This is a genomic window from Halomonas sp. H10-9-1 (genome assembly GCF_040147005.1).
Taxonomy (GTDB): Bacteria; Pseudomonadota; Gammaproteobacteria; order Pseudomonadales; family Halomonadaceae; genus Halomonas.
Genome location: NZ_JAMSHO010000001.1, coordinates 131,771 through 147,733, shown reverse-complemented (window position 1 = coordinate 147,733; position 15,963 = coordinate 131,771). Strand labels below are relative to the sequence as shown.

Sequence of the window (15,963 nt, the reverse complement as noted above, 5' to 3'; positions counted from 1 at the left end):
GTGTAGTGTCTAACCATCCTTGCCGTCGGCGCGAGGTGCCAGCAGCGGTCCCGTATAGTGGAACAGGAAGATGCCATAGGCCAGGCACCAGAAGATAATTCCCAGGTTGTAGGTCCAGTGGGTGATCTGCGGGAACAGCACCAGCACCGGCGAACGCAGCAGGGCGGCGGCCACCATCAGCGCGAGGGCCACGCCAATGCCGGGTAGGGTGCGGATGGGGCGTGCGGTATGGCCCAGCGAGACCCGTGCCATCATCGACAGCATCATGGTGCCCATGCCGCCGATGGTCAGGGCGTGCAGCGCGGCATCCGCGCGGCTGCCGGCGAGCAGCGCCAGGGCCCACATCACCAGGCCCAGCGGAATGCAGGCATAGCTCAGGTGTAGCCCCCACAGCAGTGGCTCGCGCCAGCTGTGCTGGCCGCCCCAGCGCGACAGGCGTACCCCGTTGGCCAGCGCCGCCAGCAGCAGCAGGGCCGCCAGCAGTGCGGGGGGCAACGGCACGCCCAAGGCGATGAGCAACTGCCCCATCACCACCGCCATCACGCTGCCCAGGCTCGCATACTCGAGGGCCGGAATCGGCGGCTTGCGGGTCAGCCCCAGGCGGTTGGCGGTGAACATGGCGATCACCCGGCCGCCCACCACCACCATGAGCAAGGTGATCAGCAGCACCGCCAGGTGCGCGGCAGGGCGGATCAGCTCCGCCTTGCCGGAGAGCACCCCCAGGTGCATCAGCAGGTTGGCCAGGGTCAGCAACCCCAGGGCCGGCAGGAAGATCAGGTTGCGCCAGCGCCGCGCACGGATCACCAGGCTTGCCATCACCACGGCCACCACCGGCAAAAAGGCCAGGTCGACCGCCGCCACCAGCACGCCGGGCAGCCCCATGGGGAAGGCCATCAGCACGCGGGCCGCCAGCCACAGGACGACCAGGCCCAGCAGCGGCCCGCCCCTGAGGCTGGGCAGCCCGGTCCAGTTCTGCACCGCGGTGAGCAGGAAGCCCGCCACCACCGCGGTGGCGAAGCCGAACAGCATCTCGTGCTGGTGCCAGAACATCAGCCCCCCCTGGGGGCGCAGCAGGATGTCGCCGTGCCAGAAGGCGAACCACACCACCAGGGAGAGGATGCTGAACAGCGCGGCGAGCAGGAAGAAGGGACGGAAGGCCAGGCGCGCTACCGCGAGCTGGGTCAGTGCGAAGGAGGGCTGGCTGGTGCGGGAGGAGGACATGTCGCGATACCCGTATAAGACGCTTGGATAGTGCCATTGTGCGCCGACGGGCCCAGGACTTCCATGATAGGTATCAAGAATACTTCTTATTGATCGATCGCCCCCAAGAGGGCAAGCACAAGGACGCCGAGTGATCGCAGCAAGCAGGCGCTCGAAGCTTTTCCGGCGCCTCTCGCTTTATCTTCCCGCCATACAGCCATCAATGGCTGGTGCCCTCCTCATACCGCGTCTTGTTCCAGACGTTGTACTTGCCCGAGGGCTTGCTCATGGGGATACGCTTCTCCTCCTCCAGGGTCTCGGCGTCATAGACGATCACCGCACCATCGTCTTCCCACAGGCTGAGCAGCAGCTTCTCGCCATAGCGGTCGAACTCCACGTGGGCGGCGGTCCTGCCGGGCTCGGGAATCAGGGTCTCGACGATCTCCAGGCTCTGCTTGTCGATGACGTGCACCCGGTCGCGATTGGGGCCGAAGAAGACATCCGCCCAGACGTAGGGCGAGTTGGCGTGGCTGCGCATGAAGAAGCCGGGGCCGTCGGTCTCGAGGGTCTTGATCACCTCCCAGCGGGTCATGTCGATGATCGACACCGCCGCTCGGGTGAGGTGGGGTGTCGCCATCACGCGGCGCCCCTCGTGCTCCCAGGTGATGCCGGAGCCCAGGTGGGGCATCCCCTCCAGGGGCAGGTCGGCCACCTTCTCGCCACTGTCCAGGTTGACCACCATGCCGCCCTGGCCACCGCTCTCCCCTCCTCGGGAGGCGCCGATGACATGTTCGTAGTCGAGGTCGAAGAAGAAGTCATCGAGATAATCCGGCACCGGAATGCGCCGCACCCGGAAGTTGGGCGTGTCGTGGCTACGCGGCGATGCCAGCGGCGTCGCCATATGACCGGTGGAGACCACCGGCTCGGTGGGCAGTGGCCAGGGGATCTCCCACACCTCCTCGATATCCTTCAGCGCGGCGATGAAGCTGCCCCGCGGCGGGGCGGCATAGACGGCGCTGACCCGCGAGCTCTCGCCGCTCTCCCCCACCACCGGGTAGACCTTCATCAGGTCGAGGTTGTGGGCATCGAGCAACACCAGGCTATGGGGCAGGTAGTTGGCGGCCATGACGTAGCGGCCATCGCCGGAGACGGCGATATTGCGCATGTTGATGCCGGCGCGCACCTCGGCCACCACCTGCATGTTGTAGATGTCGTACTTGGTCACCCAGCCGTCCCGGGAGCCGAAGAACACGTAGCGCCCGTCCGGGGTGTACTTGGGACCACCGTGCAGGGCGTAGCGGGTGGCGAAGCGGTGAATCGGCTCGAAGGTATCGCCGTCGAGCAGGGTGGCATGGTGGTCTCCGGTCTCCACCACGATAAACAGGTTGAGCGGATCGGCATCGAAGCGCGGCGTGTCCGGCAGGCTGCCGTCGACGTGATGCGCCACCTGACTGGCCAGGATCTCATCGCGCCCCCAGCGCGGCTCCACGTCGGGCTCCCGATAGATCCACTCGGCCAGGGAGGCGACCTGGGCCTCTTCCAGCTGGTCGGCGAAGCCCGGCATCTGGCTGGCCACGCGGCCGTCGCGGATCACCGCCTCGGCGGCCTCCAGCTTGAGACGCGACAGGTTGCCCGGCAGCAGCGCCGGGCCGATACCCCCCAGGCGGTCCGCGCCGTGGCAGGAGGCACACTGGGCCTGGTAGAGCGCCTCGGTCTCCGGATCGCTGGCGGCCGGAGCGGCCGCGGGCAGCAGCAGCATGGCGGTTGCCAGCAGCGGCAGGAGTCGCGATGTCATGACGGGGCGTGCGTGAGCTGTCACAGGGCAATCCGCTCCAGGGCGCCCCCCTCGATGAAGGCGGCCGCCTCCGCCGCGGGCTGGGCCAAGGTATCGGCCAGGCGCACCACCTCACCCACCACGATCAGGGTCGGCGGGCGCAGCCCTTCTCTCTCGATGGTCTCGACCAGCTCGCCCAGGCAGGTGATGACCTGGCGCTGCTCGGGGGTGGTGCCGCGCTCCACCAGGGCCACCGGATGCTCGGCCGGCAGACCATGACGCTGCAGCTCGCGGCGGATCAGCTCGGCGTTGGCCAGGCCCATGTAGAACACCGTGGTCTGGTGCGGGGCAGCCAGGGTGGCCCAGTTCAAGGCCAGGTCGCCATCGCCCTTGCAGTGGCCGGTGACGAAGGTGACGCTCTGGGCGAAGTCGCGATGGGTCAGCGGGAAGCCCCCGTAGGCGGCACAGCCCTGGGCCGAGGTGATGCCCGGCACCACGCGAAAGCCCACGCCGTGCTCGATCAGCACCTCGGCCTCCTCGCCACCGCGACCGAAGATGTAGGGGTCCCCTCCCTTGAGGCGCACCACGCGGCGGCCCTCCCTGGCCAGGCGCACCAGCAGGGCGTTGGTCTCGTCCTGGGTCAGCGCATGGCAGCGCGATGCCTTGCCCACGTAGAAGCGCCGGGCCCTGGGGCTCGCCAGGGCCAGCACCTCGCGGGAGACCAGCCGGTCGTAGACCAGGCAGTCGGCCTGCTCGATCAACGACAGGGCGCGCAGGGTCAGCAGGCCGGGATCACCGGGGCCGGCGCCGATGATGGCCACTTCGCCGGACGCCAGCGGCGCCTCGGCCAGATCATAGGAAACACGGTGTGACGGCATGGCGGTATCCTCGCAAGCCTCAGCTGATCTCGACGGCCTGGATGGCCTCATGGGGTGGGGAGGAATAGGGTGCCGCCACCCGGCGCTCGCCACTCTCGGCGACGCCGATCTCGGCATTGGTCAGGTAGCAGCCGGGATCCTCTTCCCAGGGATCGCCGCTGACCTTCCAGGCACGTACCCGTGTATTGCCGTTGCAGATCGGCAGGTAACGACACTCGGCGCAGCGCCCCTTGAGCGGACGCGGGCGCTGGCGGAAGCCGACCATCAACGGGTCCTGGGTATCGCGCCAGATCTCGGAGAACGGCCGGCTGCGCACGCTACCCAGGTCGTGGTCCCACCAGAAGGTGTCCGGGTGCACATGGCCCAGGTTGTCGATATTGGCGATATACTCGCCGGAGGCATTGCCCCCCCAGTCGAGCAACCGCTGCTCCAGGGCCGCCACCTGCTCGGGAAAGTGCTCACGGGCCCACATCAGCAGGAAGGGACCATCGGCATCGTTGTTGCCGGTGACGTACTCACGCTCCACGCCACGCGCGAGCTCGGCGCGACAGTGGTCAAACAGTCGGGTCATGGCGTCGCGGGTCATGCGATACCAGGCGTCCTGCTTGCTGTGGCGCCGGCCACGGCCGCCGTAGTTGAGGTGCGAGAGGTAGAACTTGTCGACATCATGCTCGTCGAGCAGTGCCAGGATATCGCCGAGCTGCTCGTAGTTCTCGCGGGTCAGGGTGAAGCGTAGGCCGACCTTTATGCCGCGTTCCTTGCATAGCTTCACCGCATGCATCGATTCACGGAAGGCGCCCTTGCGCTGGCGAATGACGTCGTGGGTCTCCTCCAGACCATCGATGCTGATGCCCACGTAGTCATAGCCGACGTCGGCAATCTCATCGATGTTGTCTTCGGTAATCAAAGTACCGTTGGTGGAGAGCCCGGTGTAGATCCCCAGCTCCCGGGAGCGACGCGACAGCTCGAAGATGTCGGGCCGCATCAGCGGCTCGCCTCCGGAGAGGATCAGTGCCGGCACCCGAAAGGCGGCGAGGTCGTCGAGCACCGCATGGGCCTCGGCATTGGAGAGCTCGCCGGCGAAATCGATATCCGCCGAGGTGGTGTAGCAGTGCTTGCAGGTCAGGTTGCAGCGGCGGATCAGGTTCCAGATCACCACCGGTCCTGGCGGCTTGCGGGCCGCCCCTCTCGTTGCATGACCCGGGGGGCCCGGCTCCATCAAGGTCTTGATATAGCGGGTGACGCGGAACATGGCGTTCTCCTGCTGTGTGGTGCCGAGTCGCCGCGGCGGGCGCGACTCAGCCTCGACGTTCGGTATCCTTGGGCGTATCGCTCGGCCGGCGGCCGGCCAGACGCAGCCCGGTCTTCTTGAGGATGCGCGTGCTGTAGAGGATGCGGTGATCGCGGCACGCCTCACCCAGGCGCTGGCGTAGCACCGCGGCCTGACGCTCGACCTCCTCCCGGCTGTGGCCATGCAGCATGGCGAACAGGTTGTAGGGCCAGTGCGGCAGGTGGCGCGGGCGACGATAGCAGTGGCTGACGCCCTCGATGGCGGCCACCTCGCGGCCCAGGCGGTCGATCTGGGCGTCATCGACATCCCACACCGTCATGCCGTTGGCCACGTAGCCAAGCCGATAGTGGTTGGGCACCGCGGCGACCCGGCGGATCACCCCGCTTGCCTGCATGGCCTGCACGCGCTCGAGCACCTCGGCACCGCTCATGCCCACCTCGCGGCCCACCGCGCCCCAGGGGTCGGGGACCAGCGGCAGACCGGCCTGGGTGGCCAGCACGATGGCTCGATCGGCAGCATCGAGCCCCCCGGTATCCGCCGGCGGGGCCTCACCCTCGTCGACTGCGCGGCGCGGGGCCGGTCTAGACGGGCAGATGGAGACGGACATGGAACTCCTCCTCCTTGGGCATATTGAAAACCGGCAGGCCGGTGGCGGCCTCGATCCCGGCGATGGTCTCGGCGATGCGCTCCGGTGTCTCGGTGGCCAGCACGAACCACATGTTGAGCTCGTGCTCGCGACGATAGTTGTGGGCCACCTCGGGGAAGGCGTTGACCGTCTCGACGACCTCATCATAGTCGTACTCCGGCACCGCCAGCGCAGCCAGGGTCAGGCCGCCGCCCAAGCGCTCGGCGTGGTACATCGGGCCGAAGCGGCTGAGCACGCCAGCCTCGCACAGCCGCTCCAGGCGATAGAGCAGGTCGCCCTCGGTGATGCCCAGCGCCTCGGCCACCGCCGCAAAGGGGCGTGCCACCAGCGGCAGGCCATCCTGCAGGCGGTTGATCAGACGACGATCGACGGCATCCAGATCTTCAAGGGTCATGCCTCCCCCTCCCGCACGTAGCGCCCACCGCACTGTCGATAGGCATGGGTGCTGAACAGTACGCGGTGCTCCAGGCCCCCCAGGCCCAGTCGCTCGACGATATCGGCAAGCTCCGCCTCGACCCGCTCACGGCGGGCGCCGTGGATCATGCAGAACAGGTTGTAGGGCCAGTCGGGCAGCCGCCGGGGACGGCGGTAGCAGAGCGTGACGGCGGTCTCGCGGGCCAGGCGGCGGCCCACCTCGGCGACCCGCTCATCCGGCACGTTCCAGACCACCATGGCGTTGGCCTGGATACCCAGGCGGCGATGCTTCACCACCAGCCCCAGGCGCTTGATCATGCCGTCGGCCTGCCAGCGGCGCACGCAGGTCATCACCTGGTCCTCGGCCATGCCGGCCTGTTCGGCCAGGGTGCGCCAGGGCCGCTGGTCGAGCGGCAACCCCTGCTCGAGGAGGCCACGCAGGCGGCGCTCGGCCTCGGCCGAGGGCGCATGGCAGGTGGCGCCGGTGGCGCCGGTGGCGCCGGTGGCGCCGGTGGCGGCGAACTCCAGGTCGTTAGTGGTCTTCATGCGCGCTCCAGCTCGGCCCAGGGAATGGGGAAGGAGAGGTCGATGTGATAACCCTCGAGCATCGGCAGACGCAGTATCGGCACGCCGAGGCGCGCCTCCAGGCCATCGAGACGCGCCACGAGCTCCGTCTCGTCCGGAGCGGTCATCACGAACCAGAGGTTGAAGTCGTGTTCGCGGGCATAGTTGTGGTTGACGCCGGGAGCGGCGTTGATGAGCTCTGCGAAGGCATCGCGCTCGGCCTCGGGTACGGCCACAGCGGCGAGCAGGCTAGCGCCGGCCCGGGCGTGGTCGAACACCGGCCCCACCCGGCTCAGCACGCCCAGCGCCTGCAGGCGTTCGAGGCGTGCGATGATCTCGGCCTCACTGCTGCCCAGCCGTTCGGCGATGGTGTGGAAGGGACGGGTGCAGACCGGCAGGCCACGCTGATAACTGTCGATCAGGCGACGGTCCAGCGCATCGAGCTTTCGGGCCTGGTGAGTCGGGGCTTGGCTGTTCGGGGCTTGGCAATGCATTGGCACAGCTCACTTGCGGCGGGTGGCGGCGGGCTTGCGCCCGCCGCCGGGTCCCGATCAGTAGATGTCTTTCTGAGTGTTGATCACGTTGAACTTGCCGGTCGGGGTGACCAGCCGCTCATCCTTGATCACGTGCTTCAGCTCACGGGTCTCATCATCGACCACCACGATGGCAGAGGTGTCATCCATGGTGTTCCACACCGAGAACCACACTTCGTCGCCGGCCTTGTTGTACTCCGGCTGCACCACGCGCTTGGGACCTTCACCCACATCGGCCCACTCGGCGATCGGCAGCACCTCGTAACCGGCCTCCAGATCGTTGATGTCGTAGACCGCCACGCTCTGGCTGATCGCCTCGTTGGGGTTGAGCGCGGTGTCGACGTAGAGGTTGTCGGACTCGGGGTGGGTCTTGATGAACAGCGAACCGCCGCCCTGACCTTCCAGGGTACGTACCACCTGCCAGGCGTTGTCGGGATGCCCTTCCGGGTCGGTGCCGATCAGCTGGATGGTGGCGTCGCCCAGGTGGCTGGTGCCCCACACCGGACCGAACTCGGGGTCGACGAAGTTGGCGCCACGGCCCGGGTGCGGGATCTTGCCCACATCGACGATCGCCTCGAGCTCGCGCTCCTGGGCGTCGATGACCACGATCTGGTTGGACTCGTTGGCCGCGGTGAGGAAGTAGCGACCCGAGGCGTCCCAGCCGCCGTCATGCAGGAAGCGCGAGGTGTCGATCTCGACGGTGGAGATGGCATCCAGGTTCTCGTAGTTGACCAGGCGGACCTTGCCGGTCTCCTTGATGTTGACGATGAACTCGGGGTGCTGGTGGGACGCCACGATGGCCGCCACGCGGGGCTCCGGGTGGTACTCCTGCTCACCGACGGTCATGCCGCGGGTGGCCACGATCTTCTTGGGCTCCAGGGTCTCGCCGTCCATGATCACGTACTGGGGCGGCCAGTAGGCGCCGGCGATCGCCAGGTCGTCCTCGTAGCCCTCGAACTTGGAGGTCTCGACGGAGCGTGCCTCCATGCCGATCTTGATGGTGGCGACGATGCTCGGATCTTCCATCCACAGGTCGATCATGTCGATCTTGGCATCGCGACCGATCACGAACAGGTAGCGGCCGGAGGCGGACATGCGCGAGATGTGAACCGCATAGCCGGTATCGAGGATCTTGACGATCTCCTTGGTCTCGCCGTCGATCAGGGCGATCTGGCCGGCGTCACGCAGGGTGACCGAGAACAGGTTCTCGATGTCCAGGTCGTTCATCTTCTCGGTGGGGCGATCCTCGGGGGCGACCAGCACCTCCCAGGTATCCTTCATGTCGGCCATGCCGAACTCGGGAGGCTGCGGTGGCTCGTGCATGATGTACTTGGCCATCATCTCCACTTCATCCTCGGTCAGGTCGCCCGAGGTGCCCCAGTTGGGCATGCCGGCCGGCGAACCGTAGTGGATGAACGCCTTGAGGTACTCGATCCCGCGCTCCTGGGTGATGTCGGTGGTCAGCGGCTTGCCGGTGGCCCCCTTGCGCAGCACGCCATGGCAGCCGGCGCAGCGCTGGAAGTAGATCTCCTTGGCCTTCTCGAACTCCTCGTCGGTCAGGTCCGGCGCGCCGGGGGTGCGAACCACCTTCGCCGAGCTCGGATCCACGGCGGACTCGGTGCCCTGATAGGCGGCCTGGGTCTCGTCGAGATCCTTCTTGCCATCCTGGGCGTAAGCCGCGGTAATACCCAGCGCGACGGTGGTTACCGCCACGGCCAGGGGCTTGAGATACCAGTCTTTCTTCATCATCGTTCCACCTCTGTCATGATCCTTGAGTGCGCTGTCGCCAGGACATGGGCGAGTCATTGTTGTACTTCTCAATGGTGTACTTCGCCGGACGGCCAGCCGGCATCACACGGCCGATGACCTTCCTGCGCAGAGAGTGGCCCAATAACGCGTATAATTCATGCTCCTTTAATGGTCTCAGGCCCTCTATCCGGGGAGATATTGACCTATATCAAAGCGCGGAACGGCTACCCACAAAGGGAAATTGAGCGCTCCGAGCTTTGCTGATAAGCACAAGCATAGGAGACTTTCGTTGACGCCAATCAATGCGCGCCGACGCCCGGGCAGGGACACTTTCCCCAGCCCTTACCTCAGGAGTCGCCATGTTGCCGCCCCTTAACCTACGCCTCTCGCTGCTGGCCATGGCCTGTGCGCTGCCCCTCGCCGCCCAGGCCGAGACACCACTCTCCGCCGAACGCGAGGCCGAACTCGAGACCCTGCTCTATCAGGACTGCGGCTCCTGCCACGGCATGACCCTGCGCGGCGGCCTGGGCCCTGAACTGCCCAGGTCGCGCATGAATGCCTACAGCCAAGACGGCCTGGCCGCGCTGATCCTCCACGGCGTCGAAGGCACCGCCATGCCCGGCTGGGAGGGGCTGCTGACCGAGCAGGAGGCCCTGTGGCTCGCCGATCACCTGCAGAACGACAACCCCCTGGATGAGTGACCTCTTCATGCCCAAGATGCCCCCAGCACTCCGCAAGCCTTTTGCTGCCGTCTCGCTGCTCGCCCTGCTGGCCGGCTGCCAGGCGACCCCGACCACCGAGCTGCGCGGCACCGGCGACCTCGGCGTGGTCGTGGAGCGCGCCACCGGCAGCCTGGCGATAGTGGACACCAGCGAACGACGCATCCTCGACCGGGTCGAGGGCCTGGGGGATCTCTCCCACGCCTCGGTGAAGTTCTCCCGCGACGCCCGCCATGCCTTCATATTCGGCCGCGACGGCGGCCTCAGCCGTGTCGATCTGCTCACCGGCGAGATCACCCACCGGGTGATCCAGTCCGGCAACAGCATCGGCGGCGCCGTCTCCCAGGATGGCGCCCTGGTGGCGGTGGCCAACTACGAGCCGGGCGGCGTGAAGCTCTTCGACAGCGAGACCCTGGAGGAGGTGGCGGACATCCCCGCCACTTGGATCGACGCGAAGGGCGAGACACAGCGCTCCAAGGTGGTGGGCCTGGTGGACGCCCCCGGCAATCGCTTCGTCTACAGCCTGTTCGAGGCCGGCGAGATTCACCTGATCGACATGCACGGCGACACCCCCGAGGTGACACGCTTCACCGCTATCGGCAAGGAGCCTTACGATGCCCTGATCGGCCCCAGCGGACGCTACTATATCGCCGGGCTGTTCGGCGAGGATGGCCTGGCGATGCTCGACCTGTGGCACCCGGAGCAGGGGGTCACGCGCATCCTGCCCGACTATGGCCGCGGCGAGGAGCGCCTGCCGGTCTACAAGATGCCGCATCTGGAAGGGTGGACCCTGGCCGGCGGCGAGGCCTGGCTACCGGCGGTGGGCCGACACGAGGTGCTGGTCGCCGACAGCAACGACTGGTCGCTCAAGGGGCGCGTCCCGGTCCATGGCCAGCCGATCTTCGTGATGCGTCGCCCCGACGAGCGCCAGATCTGGGTAAACTTCGCTCACCCCAACAACGACGTGGTGCAGGTCATCGATACCGAATCCCGCGAGGTCATCGCCACCCTGACGCCCGGCGAGGCGGTGCTGCACATGGAGTTCACCCCCAAGGGGGAGCAGGCCTGGGTCTCGGCCCGGGACAGCGACCGGGTGGTGGTCTACGACACCCGCACCCTGAAGGAGATCACGCGCCTCGACAGCGAGTCGCCCAGCGGTATCTTCTTCACCGACCGGGCGCACCGTATCGGGCTCTGAGGACCCGGCCACTCGAAGCAAGGAAGGCGCCCCGCGGGGCGCCTTCCGTCATCATGGCCTGACCTGCGACTAGCGCCGCACGTGCAGCGGCACCTCGGAGTAGCCGCCGGCGGGGTAGAGGGCGCGAACCGCGGGGCGGCCCGGCAGCAGGGTGATGTCGACGGTGGCGTCGAGCAGCGCGTCCATGAAGTCCTTGAGCTCCATGCGCGCCAGCGGCGCCCCGGGACAGACGTGGACACCGGCGCCATACAGCAGGTTGTCCTGCGGGTCGCGATCCAGGCGCACCTCATCGGGGTCGCCGAACACCGCCTCGTCGCGGTTGACCGAGCCCCACAGGATCGTCAGACGCTCGCCGGCCTCGAGTCGACGGCCACCGATCTCCACCGGGCAGGTAGCGATGCGTCGGTTGGACATCAGCGGGGCATCGAGGCGCAGGACCTCGTCGATGGCCGCCGGCAGCAGCTGACGCTCGGCGCGCAGCCGTCCCTGGAGCTCTGGATCGGCCGCCAGGTAGCGCATCAGGATACCGATGCTCGCCGAGATGGTGCCGAGCTCACCCACTGTCCAGTTGCGCAGGATGCTGACGATCTCTTCGTCGGAGAGTGCGCGCCCCTCAACGGTCTCGTTCATGATGCGAGTGGTGACGTCATCGGGAGCATCATCGCCGGCCGCTCGGCGGCTGGCCAGTTGCTCGCGAATCACGCCATCGAATTCCAGCGCCAGCTCGCCCAGCGCCTCTCGGTCCTGGGCCAGAGTAGCGGCCTGCTGGCGCTTCACCCAGGCGCGCAGTGGCTCATGCAGCGCAGTGGGCCAGCCCATGAAGGCGCACTGGATCTCCAGAGCGAAATCCTGGCCCATCTCGGCCATCGCCTCCACCTCACCGTCGGCGGGCAGTCGAGCCACGACCCCTTCGGCGATGGCGCGGCACCGGGGGGCGAACTCGGCCATGGCCTCGGGGCCGAAGTAGGGCTCGATGATCCGCCGGAAGCGGGTATGCTCGGGCGGATCCATGGCGTTGGGCACCGACAGGTGGCGGCTCGCCGCGTTGCTGAAGGTCTCGTGGTCCTCGAGCACGCGCATCACGTCCGCATGGCGGAACAGCGACCACTGCAGATAGTCGCTGAAGGCCACCGGGCAACGGTGGCGCATCTCGTCATAGGCGGAGATCTGGTCGTTCAGCACATTCTCGGCGCGCGGGTCCCAGTCCTGCTGGCATGTATCACTCATGTCATCTCCTGGAAAGAAGGGGGGGGGCGACGAATCGGTTAATGGGAGCAAAAAAACGCCTGGAACGCATTGACCCACGTCAGCCGGCTCTCGTCACGGGTCAGCGGAACTCGGGCCAACCCGGCAGATGAAACTCCTCCTGCAGATGGCGCAACTCCGGCTGATGCAGCTCGGCAATGCGCCGGGTCAGCTCGGCACCGCGAGGCAACAGGTGCACCTCGATACGCCGGCGGTCGCCGCGGCTCGCGCGGCGCTCCACCAGGCCCAGCTGCTCGCACCGATTGACCAGCGCTACCGTGCCGTGATGCTTGGCCTGGAGCCGCTCGGCCAGCTCGCCGACGGATGCCCACTCACGTCCTTCGAACCCCAGCAGATGCAACAACAGCTGATACTGCAGCGGCGTCAGGCCGTGTTCGCGACAGATATCATCGCCCTGGCGCAGGAAGCAGCGCAGTTGGTAACGAAAATGTGAAAGGCGCTGGAAGTCCTGCTTGGTGAGGGCGTCATCGCTCATGAAAGGCATCCGGCAATTGCGTGGATAGATTCCCCATCGCTTGACAGCAAGGGGGTTGCTGCCTAAAGGTTAAGCAATAATATCACAGAATGATATTTACCCACCGACGAGGACGCCGCAATGAACCCGCTGACCGTAATTCGCCTGCCCTTTACCCGCCAGGCGGGCTGGAAGAGCCTGCAGCAACGCAAGCCTTCTATCCCGGTGCTTGCCTGGGGCCTGGTGCTGCCCATGTCGCTGCTGCCGCCGGTGCTGCTCTACTATGCCGGCACTCACTACGGTGACGGCTTCGTGATGGGCTTCGCCGACCGGGAGTGGCGCTTCATCACCACCATCCTGTTCCTGGCCGAGTTGCTCACCTTCTTCGTGATGGGCTGGCTGATTCATGCCGTCGTCAACGGCACCCGCGAACTGTCGATCGACTATCACGACGCCTACCTGCTGGCAGCCCTGGCGCCACTACCGCTGTGGTCCTCGGCGATCGTGCTGCTGATCCCCAGCCTGCTGCTCAACACCCTGGCGGTACTGGTGGCCCTGGGCATCTCCTGCAGCCTGGTCTACCACGGTCTCCAGGCGCTCTGCGAACGCAGCGACAACGACGTCAACACCATGTCGGCGGCCTACACCATCATGGCGGCCGGGGTACTGGCCTGGGGCCTGTTGATGGCAATCGTCTGGGCCTATTGAGCCGCACCCTCTGGTGCAGCGCAGCATCGAGGGTCTGGCATTGTCGGGAATGAACATGTAGTTTACATGCACCTTAAAAAACATCCCCCCGACATGGAGCCCCTCGATGCTGACCCAGGAGCAGGAACAGCTGATCGCCGCCACCGCCCCGGTAGTGGCCGAACATCTCGACGCCATCACCCAGCGCTTCTACCCGCTGCTGTTCGAGCGCTATCCGCAGGTAAAGCCGCTGTTCAACCAGGCACACCAGGCCGACGGCGGCCAGCCGCGGGCACTGGCCGGCGCCGTGCTGGCCTATGTGCAGTTGCGTCACGATCGCGAGAAGGTGCGCGAGACCCTGGCCACGGTGGTCGGCAAGCACGTCTCCCTGGACATCCGCCCCGAGCACTATCCCTTGGTCGGCGAATGCCTGATGGCGGCCATCGGCGAGGTGCTGGGCGACGCCGTGACCCCGGAGATCGCCGCCGCCTGGGAGGGCGTCTACGAGGAGCTGGCCGGCCTGCTCATCGAGCTGGAGGAGTACCGCTACCGCAACTTCGAGCAGTCCCCCGGCGGCTGGCGTGGCCCCCGCGAGTTCCGCATTGCCGCCGTTCGCCAGGAGAGCGCGGTGATTCGCTCCTTCGTGCTCGAGCCAGTGGATGGCGGCCCGGTCGCCGGCCATGAGCCTGGCCAGTACATCGGCGTCAGGCTCACCATCGATGGCGAGCCGGTCTATCGACACTACAGCCTCTCGGACCTGCCCAACGGCGAGAGCTACCGGATCTCGGTGAAGCGCGAGCCCCAAGGGCGCGCCAGCCGTCACCTGCATGACGCCATAGGCGTCGGTGACACCCTCTCGCTGCTGCCGCCGGCCGGCGAGTTGACCCTGCACGAGGGGGACGAGCCGCTGCTGCTGGCAAGCGGCGGTGTCGGCCAGACCCCGCTGCTGCCCATGGCGCGCCAGGCGCTGGCCCAGGGTCGCCGGGTGGTCTATCTGCATGCCGCCCTGGATGCCGAGCATCATGCCTTCCGCGACGAGGTCGCGGCCCTGGCCGAGGCGCACCCGGACCAGCTGCACACGGTGACCATCCATGAGCGTGGCGACGCGGCCGACCATGTCGGACGCGTGGACCGGAATCTGCTGGCGAACTACCTGCCCGAGGGCAGCCGCTGCTACTTCGTCGGCCCCCAGGGTTTCATGACCGCCATGGACCGGGCCCTGGCCGAGCTGGGCGTGCCCGTCGAGCACCGCCACTACGAGCACTTCGGCCCCTCGCAGCCCCTCAGCGCCGCCTGACGCCTGCCCCACCCGCATAACGACGACGCCCCGGCCATGCCGGGGCGTCGTCGTTCAGGATGTTGTATTGGGAGTACCGCTCAGTACATATCCAGACGAGCAAGATCGCGGGTCTGCAGGCGGGCCTCGGCCTCCTGCTGGTCGGCCAGTTGCATGAACAGCTCCGCCTCCTCGGGGATCTCGGCAAGCTCCGCACGCAGCCGGTACATGTCCTTGAGAGTCTGGTGGGCCGTCATCACGTTGGCCAGGATATCCTGGACGTCGTGACACCCCAGGCAGGGCGGGATGCGCTCCAGCACGCCCGGGTGGCCGAACTGCTGGCTGTCGATCAGCCAGGTGGTGAGCAATCCCTGATCGGCATCCTCGAGGTAGGCCGCCATGGCATCACGCATGCGCCCCTCGCGGTCGGCGAGGAACACCAGCGCCATCCTCAGGCGTTCGTCCGCCGCCTCCTCGGCCAGCCGCTCATACTGTGCCCCCAACTGCCGGTGAAAGTCGTGAACCCACTCCAGCAGGTCTCTTACCTGACGAAAGGCCATGGCTTCCTCCACTCGCTCGAGATGGCATCAGCTGCCACGCGCCAACAGCATCGCCTTGATATGGCCGATGGCGCGCATCGGGTTGAGCCCCTTGGGACACACCCAGGTGCAGTTGCCGATCTGTCGGCAGCGAAACACGCTGAAGGGGTCATCGAGCTCGGCCAATCGCTCGTCGGTGGCGGTGTCCCGGCTGTCGATCAGGAACCGATAGGCCTGGATGAGGCCGGCCGGGCCGATGTACTTGTCCGGGTTCCACCACCAGGAGGGGCAGGCCGAACTGCAGCAGGCGCACAGGATGCATTCGTAGAGGCCGTCGAGCTTCTCGCGATCCGCGGGGCTCTGGCGTCGTTCGGTGGCGGTGGGCGGCTCATCGTTGATCAGCCAGGGGCGGATCTTCTCGAACTGGCGGAAGAACAGCGCCTGGTCGACGACCAGGTCGCGGATCACCGGCATGCCGGGGAGCGGGCGCAGCGTCAGGGTGTCGCCGCTGCCCAGCACCTCCTCCACCGATGTGATGCAGGCCAGGCCGTTCTTGCCGTTGATATTCATGCCGTCGGAGCCACACACCCCCTCGCGGCAGGAGCGCCGATAGGTCAGGGTGGCATCCTGCTGCTTCAGGTGTTCGAGCACGTCGAGCACCATCGCCTTACGAAAACGCTCCTCGACCTCCAGGCTTTCCATCCGCGGCAGGTCGTCCCCCTCGGGGTGGTAGCGATAGAGCCGTACCTTGATCATGGCCGCTCTCCCAGCGATG

General features: G+C 66.8%; 17 protein-coding genes. 4 read left to right on the top strand and 13 right to left on the bottom strand.

From position 1 onward, the window contains the following. Positions 1-9 precede the first annotated feature (9 nt). From NFH66_RS00715 to NFH66_RS00675, 9 genes are all read right to left on the bottom strand, one after another. A complete protein-coding gene (locus tag NFH66_RS00715) occupies positions 10-1,221 on the bottom strand; it encodes an NnrS family protein (protein ID WP_349607530.1) in 1,212 nt (403 codons plus the stop codon). 199 nt (positions 1,222-1,420) lie between these two features. Beyond that, positions 1,421-2,995: a cytochrome D1 domain-containing protein gene (locus NFH66_RS00710; protein WP_349607529.1), complete on the bottom strand. Its 1,575-nt coding sequence runs from the start codon at positions 2,993-2,995 to the stop codon at positions 1,421-1,423. A 20-nt stretch (positions 2,996-3,015) separates the two neighbouring features. After that, positions 3,016-3,852 (bottom strand): uroporphyrinogen-III C-methyltransferase, encoded by an 837-nt coding sequence (gene cobA, locus NFH66_RS00705; RefSeq protein ID WP_349607527.1) that lies wholly within the window; start codon positions 3,850-3,852, stop codon positions 3,016-3,018. 19 nt (positions 3,853-3,871) lie between these two features. Continuing rightward, the gene (gene nirJ / locus NFH66_RS00700) at positions 3,872-5,104 is read right to left on the bottom strand and encodes a heme d1 biosynthesis radical SAM protein NirJ (RefSeq protein WP_349607526.1); all 1,233 of its coding nucleotides are present in this window, start codon (positions 5,102-5,104) and stop codon (positions 3,872-3,874) included. Positions 5,105-5,150: 46 nt separating this feature from the next. Continuing rightward, positions 5,151-5,750 carry a siroheme decarboxylase subunit beta gene (gene ahbB / locus NFH66_RS00695; protein WP_349607524.1) on the bottom strand — a complete coding sequence of 200 codons (600 nt, stop codon included), beginning with the start codon at positions 5,748-5,750 and terminating at the stop codon, positions 5,151-5,153. Next, positions 5,725-6,183, bottom strand: coding sequence for an Lrp/AsnC family transcriptional regulator (locus NFH66_RS00690; protein ID WP_349607523.1), 459 nt, complete (start codon positions 6,181-6,183; stop codon positions 5,725-5,727). The genes ahbB (NFH66_RS00695) and NFH66_RS00690 overlap by 26 nt, the downstream gene beginning before the upstream one ends. After that, complete coding sequence (gene ahbB / locus NFH66_RS00685) at positions 6,180-6,749, bottom strand: siroheme decarboxylase subunit beta (RefSeq protein WP_349607521.1); 570 nt, start codon at positions 6,747-6,749, stop codon at positions 6,180-6,182. Before ahbB (NFH66_RS00685) ends, NFH66_RS00690 begins: the two co-directional genes overlap by 4 nt. Then, complete coding sequence (locus NFH66_RS00680; protein WP_349607519.1) at positions 6,746-7,261, bottom strand: AsnC family transcriptional regulator; 516 nt, start codon at positions 7,259-7,261, stop codon at positions 6,746-6,748. Before NFH66_RS00680 ends, ahbB (NFH66_RS00685) begins: the two co-directional genes overlap by 4 nt. Positions 7,262-7,318: 57 nt before the next feature. Then, the gene (locus tag NFH66_RS00675; protein WP_349607517.1) at positions 7,319-9,049 is read right to left on the bottom strand and encodes a cytochrome D1 domain-containing protein; all 1,731 of its coding nucleotides are present in this window, start codon (positions 9,047-9,049) and stop codon (positions 7,319-7,321) included. 359 nt (positions 9,050-9,408) lie between these two features. On the opposite strand from NFH66_RS00675, the gene NFH66_RS00670 reads away from it, so the two are divergent. Both NFH66_RS00670 and NFH66_RS00665 read left to right on the top strand, forming a co-directional pair. Continuing rightward, entirely contained in the window at positions 9,409-9,750 is a 342-nt protein-coding gene (locus NFH66_RS00670) for a c-type cytochrome (protein WP_282041956.1), read from the top strand. Then, the gene (locus NFH66_RS00665; RefSeq protein WP_349607515.1) at positions 9,743-10,966 is read left to right on the top strand and encodes a cytochrome D1 domain-containing protein; all 1,224 of its coding nucleotides are present in this window, start codon (positions 9,743-9,745) and stop codon (positions 10,964-10,966) included. Before NFH66_RS00670 ends, NFH66_RS00665 begins: the two co-directional genes overlap by 8 nt. 69 nt (positions 10,967-11,035) lie before the next feature. Here the strand turns inward: NFH66_RS00665 and NFH66_RS00660 are convergent, their stop codons facing one another. Continuing rightward, the gene (locus NFH66_RS00660; protein WP_349607513.1) at positions 11,036-12,193 is read right to left on the bottom strand and encodes a cytochrome P450; all 1,158 of its coding nucleotides are present in this window, start codon (positions 12,191-12,193) and stop codon (positions 11,036-11,038) included. Positions 12,194-12,293: 100 nt separating this feature from the next. Further along, positions 12,294-12,707, bottom strand: a complete 414-nt coding sequence (locus tag NFH66_RS00655) for a MarR family transcriptional regulator (protein ID WP_349607511.1) — start codon at positions 12,705-12,707, stop codon at positions 12,294-12,296. A gap of 120 nt (positions 12,708-12,827) precedes the next feature. Here NFH66_RS00655 and NFH66_RS00650 point away from each other — a divergent pair, with 120 nt between their 5' ends. Together NFH66_RS00650 and hmpA are read left to right on the top strand one after the other, a co-directional pair. Next, positions 12,828-13,394 carry a YIP1 family protein gene (locus tag NFH66_RS00650; protein ID WP_349607510.1) on the top strand — a complete coding sequence of 189 codons (567 nt, stop codon included), beginning with the start codon at positions 12,828-12,830 and terminating at the stop codon, positions 13,392-13,394. A gap of 106 nt (positions 13,395-13,500) precedes the next feature. Then, the gene (hmpA, locus tag NFH66_RS00645; RefSeq protein WP_349607508.1) at positions 13,501-14,670 is read left to right on the top strand and encodes an NO-inducible flavohemoprotein; all 1,170 of its coding nucleotides are present in this window, start codon (positions 13,501-13,503) and stop codon (positions 14,668-14,670) included. An 80-nt stretch (positions 14,671-14,750) separates the two neighbouring features. Here hmpA and NFH66_RS00640 read toward each other — a convergent pair whose 3' ends face one another. After that, positions 14,751-15,209: a 2-hydroxyacyl-CoA dehydratase gene (locus NFH66_RS00640; protein WP_349607507.1), complete on the bottom strand. Its 459-nt coding sequence runs from the start codon at positions 15,207-15,209 to the stop codon at positions 14,751-14,753. A 27-nt stretch (positions 15,210-15,236) separates the two neighbouring features. Then, positions 15,237-15,941, bottom strand: coding sequence for a succinate dehydrogenase iron-sulfur subunit (locus tag NFH66_RS00635; protein ID WP_349611615.1), 705 nt, complete (start codon positions 15,939-15,941; stop codon positions 15,237-15,239). Positions 15,942-15,963: the final 22 nt, after the last annotated feature.